Origin of the sequence: Streptomyces sp. NPDC050504, assembly GCF_044458065.1 — a bacterium.
Taxonomy (GTDB): Bacteria; Actinomycetota; Actinomycetes; order Streptomycetales; family Streptomycetaceae; genus Streptomyces.
In genome coordinates, this window is the sequence record NZ_JBITHO010000002.1 from 1,034,660 (window position 1) to 1,048,318 (window position 13,659).

Sequence of the window (13,659 nt, forward strand, 5' to 3'; positions counted from 1 at the left end):
GCGGTGGAGAATCCGTGCGGGCCCGCCCGCGCGCACTCTTCCCCCGTGTTCCGCCCCGTGTTCCTCCCCGTACTCCTCACGTACTCCGTACACGCGGCGCACATGCACCGTGGAGGTTCTCTCCCTGTGCTCCGCGCACCTTACGCCCTTCGCGCCCCGAGGAAACTCCCGATTCCGTCGGCGATGCCCGCCGCGGCTTTCTGCCGCCACCGCGCGTCGGTGAGCAGCGCGGCGTCCGCCGCGTCGCGCATATTGCCGCACTCGATGAACACCTTGGGGACCGTGGAGAGGTTGAGTCCGCCGAGGTCCTTGCGGACGTCGAGGCCCGTGCGCCCGCCGACGTAATTGGACGGGGCGCTTCCGGTCGCCTGGACGAATTTCCCGGCGATTCGGGTGCCGAGGTCGCGGGACGGCGCGACGATCTTGGAAGTGTCCGCGGCGCCGCCCCTGACCAGGGCGGGGAGGATCACGTGGAACCCCCGGTTGCCGACCGCCGAGCCGTCCGCGTGGATCGATACGACCGCGTCGGCCTTCGCCTTGTTGCCGATCCGGGCGCGCTCGTCCACGCACGGTCCGAAAGGACGCTCGCCGTCGTGCGTGAGGACGACCCTGGCGCCCTGCTTTTCCAGAATCGAACGGAGCCGGTGGGCGACGTCCAGAGTGAATTCGGCCTCCGAATATCCAGAATTGGTGGAAGTGCCGGTGGTGTCGCACTCTTTGCGATTCGTTCCGATGTCGACGAGCTTATTGATTTCGCGCGTGTGGTCGCGGTTTCGGGTGTTGTGGCCGGGGTCGACCACGACGAGCCTGCCCGAGAGGGGGCCGCGGGCGGAGGCGGTGGGCGCCTTCGACGGGGCCGTGGAGGGGGCCGTGGACGGGGCCTTGGAGGGGGCTTCGGCCGTGGCCTTGGGGGAGGGCGTCGCGGAGGGCTTCGTGCTCGGCTTCTCCGAGGGGGAGGCGGGGGAGCCGACCGGGCCCTTGGCCGGGACCGGGCCCGAGCCGGAGCAGCCGGTCAGCGCGAGGGCGGCGGTGAGGGCTGCGGCGAAGGCGGACAGGTGGGCGAGGTACGGCTTGGAGTGCGACACGGGGGCGATGCTAGGTCGCACTCCGGGGCGACGGCACCCTGGCGCGCGGTGCGGCCCGCAAGGGGCGCGGGGAACTGCGCGAGAGCGGGGCACGCGCCGGGCGCACCTCCTCCTCTCCCCGCATAATCGATTGCCGCCGCCGTGCCCCGCCGGATAGGAAGCGTGCATGCTTCGAGGCGACAAGATCGGGCTCAGGGCCCGGCACGAGGAAGACGTCCCCGTCCTGCGGACCGAGCTCTACGACGACGTGGTCAACGGCTCGCGCGCCGAGGGCGGCCCGTGGCGCCCCATCAGGCCCGGCGCGAAGGACCCCCGCCTCACGGGCGACTCCGAGTCCGAGGCCGTCGTCCAGTTCTCCGTCGTCGACCTGGCGGACGGAACCCTCGTCGGCACCGCCACCCTCTGGGGCATCGACAACCACAACCGCACCGCGCACATCGGCCTCGGACTGCTGCCCGCCGCCCGCGGCAAGGGCTACGGCACCGACGTGGTCGCGACCCTGTGCCACTACGGCTTCGTCGTGCGCGGCCTCCAGCGCCTCCAGATCGAGACGCTCGCCGACAACACCGCGATGCTGCGCTCGGCCGAGCGCAACGGCTTCGTCCGCGAGGGCGTGCTGCGCGCCTCGGCCTGGGTGCTGGGCGAGTTCCTGGACGAGGTGCTGCTCGGGCTGCTGGCGCACGAGTGGAAGCCCGAGCGGGAGTCCGAGCGGGAGCCCGGCCGGGCTCCCGGCCGGGAACGGGGCGCCGCCTGAGGGGGGCCCGCCCCGCCCGGCTCACCGCACCTTGCGCAGCACCCGCAGTGAATCCGTCGCCGAGACCTCCTCGTACGAACCCGACTCCAGCGCCCGCAGGTACACCCGGTAGGGCGCCTGCCCCGTCCACTCGTCGTGCTTCACGGGGAACACGTCGTGGATCGCGAGCAGCCCGCCCACCGCGAGGTGCGGCGCCCACCCCTCGTAGTCCGCCGTGGCGTGCTCGTCGGTGTGGCCGCCGTCGACGAAGACGAGGCCGAGCCGCCCGCCCCACGCCTTCGCCACCTGCGGCGAGCGCCCCACGAGCGCGATCACGTGCTCTTCCAGCCCCGCGCGGTGCAGCGTGCGGCGGAAGGTGGGCAGCGTGTCCATCAGGCCGGTCTCGGGGTCGACCACCTCGGGGTCGTGGAAGTCCCAGCCGGGCTGCTGTTCCTCGCTGCCCCGGTGGTGGTCCACGGTGAGCACGCTCACCCCCGCCGCGCGCGCCGCGTCCGCGAGGAGCAGCGTCGAGCGGCCGCAGTACGTGCCGATCTCCAGGAGCGGCAGCCCGAGCGCCGCGGCCTCGGCCGCGGCGGCGTACAGCGCGAGGCCCTCGTGCTCGGGCATGAATCCCTTGGCCGCCGAGAACGCGGCGACGACCTCGGGAGAAGGAGCGGGAGCGGGCGCGGCGGCCATGGGAACCTCCTGGTCAGGGACGGGACGCCCCATCGTGCCGTACGGCCCCGACCGGGGGAGCGGCGGGCACCTCCGCACCCCGCGCGCCACTCTCCGTGCCCTTCGCGTCCTCCGTGCCCTTCGCGCCCTCAGCGCCTTCCGAGTCCGCCTCCGTGCCCCGAGGGTTCTCCCCGCCGCTCGCGCGCAGCCGGAGGCCGCCGCCGGACCGCGACGGCAGCAGCAGCGCGAAGAGCAGCCCCACCGCCACCGCGCCCGTCGCGATCAGGAACGAGATCCGGAAGCCCTCCATCGTGGGCACCGCGACGGGCCCCGTCCCGGTCTCCACGACGTCCGCCGTGTTGGCGATGACCATGCCGACCACCGCGCTCGACACCGACGTGCCGATGGACCGCATCAGGGTGTTGAGGCCGTTCGCCGCGCCGGTCTCGGACGGGTCGACCGCGCCGATGATCAGCGCCGGGAGCGAGGAGTACGCGAGGCCGATGCCCGCGCCGAGCACCACCGAGATGACGATCGTGCCCCAGACGGAGCTCATGAGCGCGAGCCCGGAGCCGTACCCGATCGCGATGACGAGCATGCCGGTGATGAGGGTGACCTTCGGGCCGTACCGCGCGGAGACGCGGGCGTACACCGGTGCGGTGAGCATCATCGTCAGGCCGAGCGGCGCCACGCACAGCCCGGCGACGACCATCGACCGGCCGAGGCCGTAGCCGGTGGCGGTCGGCAGCTGGAGGAGCTGCGGCAGCACCAGCGAGACCGCGTAGAACGCGACGCCGATCATCACGGACGCGAGGTTGGTCAGCAGCACCTCGCGCCGCGCGGTGGTGCGCAGGTCGACCAGCGGGGCCCTGCGGCGCAGCTCCATCCAGCCCCAGAGCAGCAGGACCACGGCCGCGGCGGCGAACAGCCCGAGCGTGGTGCCCGACGCCCAGCCCCAGTCGCTGCCCTTGGTGATCGGCAGCAGGAGGAGGACGAGCCCCGCGGTGAGGCCGAGCGCGCCCGGCACGTCGAAGCCGCCGCCGGCGCGCACCGGGCTCTCCGGCACGAAGAGCAGGACGAGCGCGATCGCGAGGGCCCCGAGCCCCGCCGCGCCGAAGAACAGCGCGTGCCAGTCGGCGTGCTGGGCCACCAGCGCGGCGACCGGCAGCGCGAGTCCGCCGCCGACGCCTATGGACGAGCTCATCAGGGCCATCGCGGAGCCGAGCCGGTCGGCGGGCAGGCCGTCGCGCATCAGGCCGATGCCGAGCGGGATGGCGCCCATGGCGAAGCCCTGGAGGGCGCGGCCCGCGATCATCACCAGCAGGTCGCTGGTGAGCCCGGCCACTAGGGAGCCGACGACCATGACCGCGAGGCTGGCCACGAGCATCCGCCGCTTGCCGTAGAGGTCGCCGAGCCGCCCCATGATCGGGGTGGCGACGGCGCCGGCGAGCAGGGTCGAGGTCAGGACCCAGGTGGCGTCGGCCGGGGCGGCGTCCAGCAGCTCGGGCAGGTCCTTGATGACGGGCACGAGCAGCGTCTGCATCACCGCGACGACGATGCCCGAGAAGGCGAGGACCGGGACGATGCCTCTGCCGCCGTGCTGCCGGTCGGTCGTGTGCGGGGTCGTCGGTCGGTGCATGTGGTGCGGCCTCCGGAGCGGGTGCGGGCGGGCGGGTGCGGACGAGCGGGCGGCGAGATCTATGCAGACTGAACCTGTTACCCGGGGCGACCATTCCGGCGGAGGGAACACCTGGGGAAATCTTGACGTTCTCTTGGGATCGACACCGGATCTGACCTTCCGTCAGATTGGAACGTGTTCTACTCTGCCGCGCATGGGCATCGGAATCACCCGGGAGCAGAGGGAGTTGCGGCGTTCCGTGCGGGGCTGGCTGGCCCGCGCCGTACCGCCCGAAGAAGCGCGCAAACCCCTCGACCTCCCCGCGACGAGCGCCGTGGGCCGCCCCGGCCACTGGGACGCGCTCGCCGGACAGGGACTGCTCGGCCCCCACGTCCCCGAGGAGTACGGGGGAGGGGGCGGCGGCCTCGTCGACCTCGCCGTCGTCCTGGAGGAGGCCGCGACCGCCGCGCTGCCCGGCCCCTTCCTGCCCGCCGTACTCGCCGCCGAACTGCTGCGCCGCGCCGGGCGGCGCGAGCTGTGCGCGGCCGTGACCGGCGGCGAACGCGTCGCGGCCGTCGCACTCGCGCCCGGCACCCTCACCGCCGTCGCCGTCGAGGGCGGCCACCTCCTCGACGGCACCGCGCCGCCCGTGCTCGGCGGAGCGCAGGCCGACCTCGTGCTGCTCGCCGCCGGGTCCGAGCACGGCACGCTCTGGTTCGCGGTGGACGCCGCCGCGCTGGCCGTACGGCCCCACGAGAGCGCCGACCCCACCCGGCCCACCGCCGAGGTCGCGGCCCGGGGCGCGCTCGTCCCCGCCGGACGCCTCCTCGACTTCGGCCGCGCCCCCGACAACGACGCGGGCCGCGCCCCCGACAGGGAAGAGGGCCGCGTTCCCGACAGTGACGCGGACCGCGTTCCCGACCCCGACCTCGTCCGGGACCTGGCCGCAGCCCTGTTCGCCGCCGACGCCTGCGGGACCGCCGCCTGGGCGCTGGCCACCGCCACCGAACACGCCAAGGTCCGCGAGCAGTTCGGGCACCCCATCGGGCGCTTCCAGGCGGTCAAGCACCTCTGCGCCGACATGCTGCTCCGCCTCGAACAGGCCCGCGCGCTCACCTGGGACGCGGCCCGCGCCCTGGACGAGGACGCCCGGGGCGGCGGCGTCTTCCGGAGCCCCGCCGACCCTGCCGCCCGCTCCCTGGCCGCCGCCCTCGCCGCGGGGACCGCGCTGGACGCCGCGTACAGCTGTGCCAAGGACTGCGTCCAGATCCTCGGCGGCATCGGCTTCACCTGGGAGCACGACGCCCACATCCGGCTGCGCAGGGCGCTCGTCGCCCGCCAGCTCCTCGGCCCGGGGGACGCCCACAGGGCGCGGGCCCTGCGGTACGCGGCCGACGGCACCCGCCGTGAACTGCGCGTCGAACTCCCGCCCGAGGCAGCGGAGTTCCGTGACCGGGCCGCGGCGGCCGTCGCCGCGGCGCGCGGCCTCGACCCGGCCGCGGCCCGCCGCGCCCTCGCGCCCACCGGACTCGCCGCCCCGCACCTTCCCGAGCCGTACGGCCTCGGCGCCGGGCCCGTCCAGCAGCTCGCCGTCCAGCGCGAGCTGGCCGACGCCGGGGTGCGCATCGCCGACCTGGGGATCGGGACCTGGGTCGTCCCCTCGCTCATCGCGTACGGGACGCCCGAGCAGCGCGCCGCGTACCTCGCGCCGACGCTCGCCGGGGACCTCCTGTGGTGCCAGCTCTTCAGCGAGCCCGGCGCGGGCTCGGACCTCGCGGCGCTGCGCACCCGCGCCGAGCGCACCGCCGACGGCTGGCTGGTCAACGGCCAGAAGGTGTGGACGAGCGCGGCCCGCACCGCGGACCACGGCATCCTGCTGGCCCGCACCGACCCGTCAGCCCCCAAGCACCGGGGGCTGACCTACTTCCTCGTCGACATGAAGCGGACCCCGGGCATCGGGATCCGGCCGCTCAAGGAGATCACCGGGGACTCCCTCTTCAACGAGGTGTACTTCGACGACGTGCTGCTGCCGCACGACGCGGTGGTCGGCGAGGTCGGCGGCGGCTGGCGGGTCGCCCGCCACACACTGGGCAACGAACGCGTCCACATGGCCGACCAGCTCACCTTCGACACCGGCCTCGAAGCGCTGATCGCCCGGTCCGCCGAGCTGGACGGCGCGTACCGCGCGCGGATCGGGGCGCTCGCCGCCGAGGCGCACGCCCTGGCCTGCATCACGCTGCGCACCACGCTCTCGCAGGTGTCGGGCCTGGAACCGGGCCCCGCGGCCTCGCTGCGCAAACTCCTCCAGACCCCGCACCAGCAGAAGGTCGCCGAACTCGCCCTGGAACTCCTCGGCCCGGCGGGCGCGGTCCGCGAGGGCGCGGGGGAGCGGGCCGTGCACGGCTTCCTGGTGTCGCGCTGCCTGACCATCGCGGGCGGCACCACGCAGGTGCAGCTCAACGTCGTCGCCGAGCGGATCCTCGGCCTGCCCCGAGACTGAAGGGAACCAGTGGTGAAGACGTACGTCGCCGGTGTCGGCATGACCAGGTTCGAGAAGCCCGAGACGCGGGACCTGCAGTACTGGGACATGGCCCGGGAGGCGGGCGCGGCGGCGCTCGCCGACGCGGGGATCGGGTACGGGGAGGTGGCGCAGGTCGCCGCCGGATACTGCTTCCAGGCGTCGACGGCCGGGCAGCGCGCCGCGTACGAACTGGGACTGACCGGCGTCCCGGTCCTCAACGTCAACAACAACTGCGCGACCGGGGCGAGCGCGCTGCTGCTGGCCCGGCAGTGGGTGGCGGGCGGCATCGCCGACTGCGTGCTCGCGCTGGGCTTCGAGAAGATGAAGCGCGGCGCGCTGGGCGCCGGGGCCGAGGGCGACGGCTTCGCCACGTCGCCGGTCGCCCGGCACTACGGCGTGATGGCCGCGCGGCACGGCTTCGAGCGGACCCCGCCCACCGCCCAGATCTTCGGCAACGCGGCGCGCGAGCACATGGAGCGGTACGGGACGAGCGCGGCGCAGCTCGCGGCGGTCGCCGCGAAGAACCACCGGCACTCGGCGGACAACCCGAACGCGCAGTTCCGCGACGTGTACTCGGTGGCTGAGGTCCTGGCCTCGCGCGAGGTGCACCGGCCGCTGACCAAGCTCCAGTGCTCGCCGACGTCGGACGGGGCGGCGGCGGTGGTCGTGGTGTCGGAGCGCTTCGCGGCGGAGCGCGGCCTGCGCGGCACGGTGGAGATCGCGGGCCAGGCGATGGCCACGGACACCGAGGAGTCCTTCGCCTCGGGCTCCTGCGTCGACGTCGTCGGCAGGCCGATGTCACGGGCGGCGGCCAGGGCGGCGTACGAGGAGTCCGGACTGGGCATCGAGGACGTGGACGTGGTCGAGCTGCACGACTGCTTCTCGATCAACGAGCTGCTGACGTACGAGGCGCTGGGCATGTGCGCGGACGGGGAGTCCGGGAAGCTCGTCGAGTCGGGCGCGACGACGCACGGCGGGCGCTGGGTGGTGAACCCGTCGGGCGGCCTGATCTCGAAGGGGCATCCGCTGGGGGCGACGGGGCTCGCGCAGGTGGCGGAGGTGGTGTGGCACCTGCGGGGCGAGGCGGGGCCGCGGCAGGTGCCGGGCGCGAGGGTGGGGCTCACGCACAACGTGGGCCTGGGCGGCGCGGCGGTGGTGACGGTGCTTCGACGGGGGTAGGGGCGGGTGGTGATCGTTGCCCGGGGGCCGGGCGCCCCGTGAACGAGACGTCCGCGATACCCGATGTACGGGGCAACGAACCTCTGCGACCATGACAGGCATGTTCAAGACCGAGCCCGACTCCATAACCGAAGACGCCCCCCGCCGCCCCCGCCGCCCCGTCCCCCTCTGGGGCGTCCTGCTCGCCGCCTGCGCGGGCCAGTTCCTCGTCGTGCTCGACGTCTCGGTCGTGAACACCGCCCTCCCCTCCATGCGCGCCGACCTCGGCCTGAGCACCCTCCAGCTCCAGTGGGTGGTCAACGCCTACTCCATCGCCTTCGCGGGCTTCATGCTCCTCGGCGGCCGCGCCGGCGACCTCTTCGGCCGCAAGCGGATGTTCCTCCTCGGCCTCGCCCTCTTCACCGCCGCCTCCCTCGCGGGCGGCCTCGCCCAGGAGGGCTGGCAGCTCCTCGCGGCCCGCGCCGTACAGGGCCTCGGCGCGGCCGTCCTCTCGCCCTCGACGCTCGCGATCCTCACCTCCGCCGTCCCCGAGGGCGCCGCCCGCACCCGGGCCATCGCGACCTGGGCCGCGGTCGGCGCGGGCGGCGGGGCCGCCGGCGGCCTCGTCGGCGGGGCGCTCACCGACGGGCTGTCCTGGCGCTGGGTGCTGCTGATCAACGTCCCGATCGGCGCCCTGGTGATCGTCGCCGCGGTGCGCTGGATCAGCGAGAGCCGCGCGGGCGACGCCCGCCGCGTCGACCTGCCGGGCGCCGTCCTGGTCACGGCGGGCCTCGCCACCCTCGCGTACGGCATCGTGCAGACCGAGGCGGAGGGCTGGACGGCCGCCGCGACGCTCGTGCCGCTCGCCGTCGGGCTCGTGCTGCTCGCGGTGTTCCTGCTGGTGCAGGCCCGTACCGCCGCCCCGCTCATGCCGCTCGGCCTGTTCCGCTCCCGGGCGGTCTCCGCGGCCAACGCCGCGATGTTCGTCAACGGCGCGGCGATGTTCGCCATGTGGTTCTTCATGACGCTGTACGCGCAGAACGTCCTCGGGTACTCCGCCTTCGAGGCGGGCCTGGCCCTGGTGCCCAGCTCGCTGACCGTCATGATCGGTTCGAAGTTCGCGCCGCGCGTCATGCCGGTCATCGGCCCGAAGAACGTCGCGCTGCTCGGCTCGCTGATCGCGGCGACCGGCTTCGGCTGGCAGTCGACGATGACGGAGGACGGCTCGTACGTCACCGCGATCCTGCTCCCCGGCATCCTGATGATGCTCGGCGCGGGCCTCGCGATGACCCCGCTCGCCGCGCTCGCCACGTCGGGCGCGGCCCCCGGCGACGCGGGCCTGGTCTCGGGCCTGGTCAACACCTCCCGCACGATGGGCGGCGCGCTGGGCCTGGCCGTGCTCTCCACGGTCGCGGCGTCCCGCACGGACGGCTCCACGGCGCCGGGCGCGCTGACCGAGGGGTACGCGGAGGCGTTCCGCACGAGCGGGTTCGTGCTGCTGGGCGGCGTCCTGCTGATGCTGGTCTGGCTGCCGAAGGCACCGGCCGACGACAGGTCCTAGAGCCAGCCCTGCTGCCGGGCCGCCCGCACCGCCTCCATGCGGTTGCGGGTGCCCGTCTTGCCGATGGCGGACGACAGGTAGTTGCGCACCGTCGACTCCGAGAGGTGCAGCTTCGCCGCGATGTCCGCGACGGTCGCGCCGTCCACGGCGGCGTTCAGCGCGTCCCGCTCGCGCGCGGTCAGCGGCGAGGGCCCCGCCCCGAGCGCGGCGGCCGCCAGCGCCGGATCGATCACGGTCTCCCCGGTCAGCACGCGCCTGACCGCCACCGCCAGTTCCTCCACGGGCCCGTCCTTCACCAGGAACCCCGCGGCCCCGGCCTCCATCGCGCGGCGCAGGTAGCCGGGGCGGCCGAAGGTCGTCAGGATCAGCACCCGGCAGTCCGGCACCTCGTCCCGCAGCAGCGCGGCGGCGTCGAGGCCGCTCATGCCGGGCAGCTCGATGTCGAGCAGCGCCACGTCGGGCCGCGCGGTGAGCGCGGCGTCCACGATCGCGTCCCCCGCGGCGACCTGCGCGACGACCTCGATGTCCGGCTCCATCCCCAGCAACAGCGCGAGCGCGCCCCGCATCATGCCCTGGTCCTCGGCGAGGAGCACCCGCACGCACTTCCCGGCCCGCCGCTCACGGGGCATCTCGTCCATGGACGCCAGGCTACGGCCGACGCGTCGGCTCAAGGGAGCGTACGGCTGGCCACGGCGCTCTCCGCCGCCACCTCCGCCTCCGCCGCCTCCACCGGCAGCTCCGCGCTCACCCGGAAGCCCGATCTCGGCAGGGGGCCCGCGTCCAGGACGCCGCCCGCCGCCGCCAGGCGCTCGGTCAGGCCCTTGAGACCGGTGCCGGTGCCGGTGCCCGTGCCGCCCGTGCCGGGGCGGTCGGCGCTTCCCGTACCGCCGCTACCGCCCGTACCGCCCCCGCCCCCGCCGTCCGTACCGCCCCCGCCCCCGCCGTCGTCCAGGACCGTCAGCAGGACCTTTCCAGGGCCGCCGCCCACCGTGATGTCGCAGTGCGCCGCGCCGCTGTGGCGCACCGCGTTGGTGACCGCCTCCCGCACCACCCAGCCCAGCAGCGCCTCCGTGCGCGGGTCCAGCGGCGGGCCCGAGCGGCGCACCAGCGGTTCGATGCCCGCCGCCGTCAGCGCCGACACCGCCCGGTCCAGCTCCGTCGCGAGGCTGCCCTCGCGGTAGCCGGTGACCGCCTCGCGTATCTCGGTCAGCGCCTGGCGGCCCACCGACTCGATGTCCGAGACCTGGCCGAGCGCCGCCTCCAGGTCGCGCGGCGCCAGGCGGCGCGCCGCCTCCGACTTCACCACGATCACCGAGAGCGTGTGGCCCAGCAGGTCGTGCAGGTCCCGCGAGAACCGCAGCCGCTCCTGCTCGACCGCCGAGCGCGCCAGCTCCTCACGCGTGGCGCGCAGCTCCCGCACCGCCTCGGACAGCGCGAGGATCACCGAGGTCACCATGCCCGCCAGCAGGGTGGAGTAGCCGATAGTGACCCCGCCCCACCCGTCGTGCACCGCGCTCGCCGCGCCCGACGCCACGGCCAGCGGCAGGATCACCCGGGGCAGGTCCTTGCCGCGCAGCACCGCTCCCCAGGCCAGCGCGTGCAGCGGGAAGAACATCTGCCAGCTCCCGCCGTACCCGAGCGCCAACGCGAAGGTCACCACGCCCATGCCCGACAGTGCGGCGAGCGTCGCCCGGCTCTCCCGCTTGCGCCGGTCGAACGCGCGGAACACCACGGCGACGTAGAGGGAGTTGAAGACCAGCAGGCCCGCCCCGCCGATCCACGGGTCCGGGGTGTTGCCCTGGAGGAGGTTGGAGAGCGAGCCCATTCCCAGCAGCAGCCAGGGCAGCAGCGTGAAGCCGGTGGGCGGGGGGCCGAGTTCCGGCCCGCAGCCCGCTTCCCGCCGGGCCTTGCGCTCGGCCCTCCGCACGAAGCGGACGGCCCCGGGTGTCGTTGTCATGCCGGGAACGCTACGGAGCGGCGGGGCGCGGCGGCAGATCCGCATGTACGGACCCGGGCGTGACAAATGTACCGGGCAGCGCACGCGGACCACCGTGCTGACGAGTCGTCAGAATGACCTGCCGGGGAGTCTTCACAACTCCTGGGGGGTGCGTTATACATAGGGCCGATCGGCCTAGAACGCGTTCTAGAACGGGCGGGTGCGGGCCGGTCCCGAGCGACCTCGGCGCGGCCGACGGTGCGGACGGTCGCGCCGAGGTCTTGATGCTTCTCACCGACCGCGGGCCGTGCCCGGGATCCGAGCCCAAGGAGCAGCAGCCACATGCCCATCGACGCCGCAAGGGCCGTCTCGGCCGAGCCCCGCTCCGCCGAGATCTCCTGGGGCCGCAAGGACGTCCAGCTCTACCACCTGGGCATCGGCGCGGGCGTCCCCGCGACCGACCCCGACGAGCTGCGCTACACCCTGGAGTCCCGGCTGCACGTCCTGCCCTCCTTCGCCACCGTCGCGGGCGGCGGCCGCGGCGTCGTCGGCGGCCTCTCCGCCCCCGGCATCGAGGTCGACCTCACCGCCGTGCTGCACGGCGGCCAGGCGATCCGCCTGCACCGCCCCATCCCGCCGGAGGGCGCGGCCGTCGCCACCTCCCGGGTCGCCGCCGTCTACGACAAGGGCAAGGCGGCCGTCCTCGTGCTGCGCACCGAAGTGGCCGACGGGGAAGGGCCGTTGTGGACGGCCGACGCCGACATCTTCGTACGCGGGGAGGGCGGGTTCGGCGGCGAGCGCGGCCCCTCCGTCCGCACCGGACGGCCCGACGGCGAACCGGACTTCACCGTCGAGCGGGCCGTGCGCGAGGACCAGGCACTGCTCTACCGGCTCTCCGGCGATTGGAACCCGCTGCACGCCGACCCTGAGTTCGCCGAGCTCGCCGGGTTCGACCGGCCCGTCCTGCACGGCCTGTGCACGTACGGGGCGACGCTCAAGGCCGTCGTGGACACCGTGCTCGGCGGGGACGTCGCCCGCGTCACCTCGTACGCCACCCGCTTCGCCGGGGTCGTCTTCCCCGGCGAGACCCTGCGCATCCGGATGTGGACCGGGGCGGCGGGAGAGGGGCGCGTACGGGTGGCGGTGGAGGCGGTCGAGCGGGACGGGGCACCGGTCCTCACCGACACCGTCGTGTCCCACACCTGAGCCACACCTGAGCGACACGAGCGAGCGGCACGAGCCATCAGGACGAACCCGAGGGGAGCCGCACCATGCGCGCAGCGGTACTGCACGAGACGGGCCAGGACAAGCTCGAAGTGTTCGACGACGTCGAGGCGGTGGGCTTCGGCCCCGGCAAGGTCAGGCTGCGCATCCGTGCCACCGGCCTCTGCCACTCCGACGTCTCCGCGATGACCGGGGTGCTCCCGCAGCCCGCGCCGTTCGTCCCCGGCCACGAGGGCGCGGGCGAGGTGGTCGACGTCGGCGACGGCGTCACCGGGCTCTCCCCGGGGGACCGCGTCCTGGTGTGCTGGCTGCCCGCGTGCGGCGCCTGTCCCGCCTGCAAGCGCGGTCAGGGGCACCTGTGCCTCGCCGGATTCATGAACGCGGGCACCCCCAACTTCCGCCGCGCGGGCGGGGACGTCTTCGGCTTCGCGGGGACCGGCACCTTCGCCGAGGAGGTCGTCGTGGCCGCCGGGTGCGCCGTGCCCGTCCCGGACGACGTGCCCTTCGACATCGCCGCGCTCATCGGCTGCGGGGTGACGACAGGGCTCGGCGCGGCCATCAACACCGCGCAGGTGGAAGCCGGTTCGTCGGTGGCCGTCATCGGCTGCGGCGGGGTCGGGATCTCCACGATCCAGGGCGCGCGGGTGCGGGGCGCCGCGCAGATCGTCGCCGTCGACCCGGTCCCGGCGCGGCGCGAGGCGGCGCTGCGGTTCGGCGCGACGGAGGCGGTCGCGCCGGACGAACTGGCCGACGCCAAGCAACGCGTCACGGCGGGCGAGGGCTTCGACTACGTCTTCGAGGTCGTCGGCAAGTCCGCGACGGCCCGCACCGCCTACGAGACGACCCGGCGCGGCGGCACGCTGTGCGTCGTGGGCGCGGGCGGGCTGGAGGACCTCTTCCAGCTCAACATGTTTGAGCTGTTCTTCGACGAGAAGCGCATCCTGCCCTCGCTGTACGGCGGCGGCGACGTCATCCGCTCGTACGAGCGGACCATCGCGCTCTGGCGGGCGGGCCGCATCGACCTGGAGTCCCTGATCACGCACCGGGTGCCGCTGTCCGGGGTCAACGAGGCGCTCGACCAGATGCGCACGGGCGAGGCGCTCCGCACCTGCATCGAGCTCTGACAACGAACGCCGAAGGGGTTTCGG

The 13,659-nt window shown here is 74.3% G+C and carries 11 protein-coding genes; 6 read left to right on the forward strand and 5 right to left on the reverse strand.

Translation table 11 applies throughout. From position 1 onward, the window contains the following. Window positions 1-140: 140 nt before the first annotated feature. Entirely contained in the window at window positions 141-1,094 is a 954-nt protein-coding gene (locus tag ACIBNE_RS10555; RefSeq protein ID WP_399271284.1) for an N-acetylmuramoyl-L-alanine amidase, read from the reverse strand. A 157-nt stretch (window positions 1,095-1,251) separates the two neighbouring features. Here ACIBNE_RS10555 and ACIBNE_RS10560 point away from each other — a divergent pair, with 157 nt between their 5' ends. Continuing rightward, window positions 1,252-1,839: a GNAT family N-acetyltransferase gene (locus ACIBNE_RS10560; protein ID WP_399271084.1), complete on the forward strand. Its 588-nt coding sequence runs from the start codon at window positions 1,252-1,254 to the stop codon at window positions 1,837-1,839. A 21-nt stretch (window positions 1,840-1,860) separates the two neighbouring features. On the opposite strand, the gene ACIBNE_RS10565 is transcribed toward ACIBNE_RS10560, so the two are convergent. Both ACIBNE_RS10565 and ACIBNE_RS10570 read right to left on the reverse strand, forming a co-directional pair. Beyond that, entirely contained in the window at window positions 1,861-2,514 is a 654-nt protein-coding gene (locus tag ACIBNE_RS10565) for a class I SAM-dependent methyltransferase (RefSeq protein ID WP_399271085.1), read from the reverse strand. A gap of 13 nt (window positions 2,515-2,527) precedes the next feature. After that, window positions 2,528-4,132: an MFS transporter gene (locus ACIBNE_RS10570; RefSeq protein ID WP_399271086.1), complete on the reverse strand. Its 1,605-nt coding sequence runs from the start codon at window positions 4,130-4,132 to the stop codon at window positions 2,528-2,530. Window positions 4,133-4,325: 193 nt separating this feature from the next. Here ACIBNE_RS10570 and ACIBNE_RS10575 point away from each other — a divergent pair, with 193 nt between their 5' ends. From ACIBNE_RS10575 to ACIBNE_RS10585, 3 genes are all read left to right on the forward strand, one after another. Continuing rightward, a complete protein-coding gene (locus ACIBNE_RS10575; RefSeq protein ID WP_399271087.1) occupies window positions 4,326-6,611 on the forward strand; it encodes an acyl-CoA dehydrogenase in 2,286 nt (761 codons plus the stop codon). A 12-nt stretch (window positions 6,612-6,623) separates the two neighbouring features. Continuing rightward, entirely contained in the window at window positions 6,624-7,811 is a 1,188-nt protein-coding gene (locus ACIBNE_RS10580; protein ID WP_399271088.1) for a thiolase C-terminal domain-containing protein, read from the forward strand. A gap of 91 nt (window positions 7,812-7,902) precedes the next feature. Further along, complete coding sequence (locus ACIBNE_RS10585; RefSeq protein WP_399271089.1) at window positions 7,903-9,351, forward strand: MFS transporter; 1,449 nt, start codon at window positions 7,903-7,905, stop codon at window positions 9,349-9,351. On the opposite strand, the gene ACIBNE_RS10590 is transcribed toward ACIBNE_RS10585, so the two are convergent. Both ACIBNE_RS10590 and ACIBNE_RS10595 read right to left on the reverse strand, forming a co-directional pair. Beyond that, the gene (locus tag ACIBNE_RS10590) at window positions 9,348-9,989 is read right to left on the reverse strand and encodes a response regulator (RefSeq protein WP_399271090.1); all 642 of its coding nucleotides are present in this window, start codon (window positions 9,987-9,989) and stop codon (window positions 9,348-9,350) included. The two genes, ACIBNE_RS10585 and ACIBNE_RS10590, sit on opposite strands and share 4 nt — an antisense overlap. 29 nt (window positions 9,990-10,018) lie before the next feature. Next, window positions 10,019-11,308: a sensor histidine kinase gene (locus tag ACIBNE_RS10595; RefSeq protein ID WP_399271091.1), complete on the reverse strand. Its 1,290-nt coding sequence runs from the start codon at window positions 11,306-11,308 to the stop codon at window positions 10,019-10,021. Window positions 11,309-11,629: 321 nt separating this feature from the next. Between ACIBNE_RS10595 and ACIBNE_RS10600 the strand changes: the two genes are divergently transcribed. Both ACIBNE_RS10600 and ACIBNE_RS10605 read left to right on the forward strand, forming a co-directional pair. Continuing rightward, the gene (locus ACIBNE_RS10600) at window positions 11,630-12,493 is read left to right on the forward strand and encodes a MaoC/PaaZ C-terminal domain-containing protein (protein WP_399271092.1); all 864 of its coding nucleotides are present in this window, start codon (window positions 11,630-11,632) and stop codon (window positions 12,491-12,493) included. A gap of 65 nt (window positions 12,494-12,558) precedes the next feature. After that, window positions 12,559-13,635: a Zn-dependent alcohol dehydrogenase gene (locus ACIBNE_RS10605; protein ID WP_399271093.1), complete on the forward strand. Its 1,077-nt coding sequence runs from the start codon at window positions 12,559-12,561 to the stop codon at window positions 13,633-13,635. The last annotated feature ends 24 nt before the right edge of the window (window positions 13,636-13,659 follow it).

What these genes read in the sequence shown, in the direction of transcription:
- ACIBNE_RS10560 (WP_399271084.1), top strand. Translation starts at nt 1,252, where the DNA reads ATGCTTCGAGGCGACAAGATCGGGCTCAGGGCCCGGCACGAGGAAGAC.
- ACIBNE_RS10565 (WP_399271085.1), bottom strand. Translation starts at nt 2,514, where the DNA reads ATGGCCGCCGCGCCCGCTCCCGCTCCTTCTCCCGAGGTCGTCGCCGCG.
- ACIBNE_RS10570 (WP_399271086.1), bottom strand. Translation starts at nt 4,132, where the DNA reads ATGCACCGACCGACGACCCCGCACACGACCGACCGGCAGCACGGCGGC.
- ACIBNE_RS10575 (WP_399271087.1), top strand. Translation starts at nt 4,326, where the DNA reads ATGGGCATCGGAATCACCCGGGAGCAGAGGGAGTTGCGGCGTTCCGTG.
- ACIBNE_RS10585 (WP_399271089.1), top strand. Translation starts at nt 7,903, where the DNA reads ATGACAGGCATGTTCAAGACCGAGCCCGACTCCATAACCGAAGACGCC.
- ACIBNE_RS10590 (WP_399271090.1), bottom strand. Translation starts at nt 9,989, where the DNA reads ATGGACGAGATGCCCCGTGAGCGGCGGGCCGGGAAGTGCGTGCGGGTG.
- ACIBNE_RS10595 (WP_399271091.1), bottom strand. Translation starts at nt 11,308, where the DNA reads ATGACAACGACACCCGGGGCCGTCCGCTTCGTGCGGAGGGCCGAGCGC.
- ACIBNE_RS10600 (WP_399271092.1), top strand. Translation starts at nt 11,630, where the DNA reads ATGCCCATCGACGCCGCAAGGGCCGTCTCGGCCGAGCCCCGCTCCGCC.
- ACIBNE_RS10605 (WP_399271093.1), top strand. Translation starts at nt 12,559, where the DNA reads ATGCGCGCAGCGGTACTGCACGAGACGGGCCAGGACAAGCTCGAAGTG.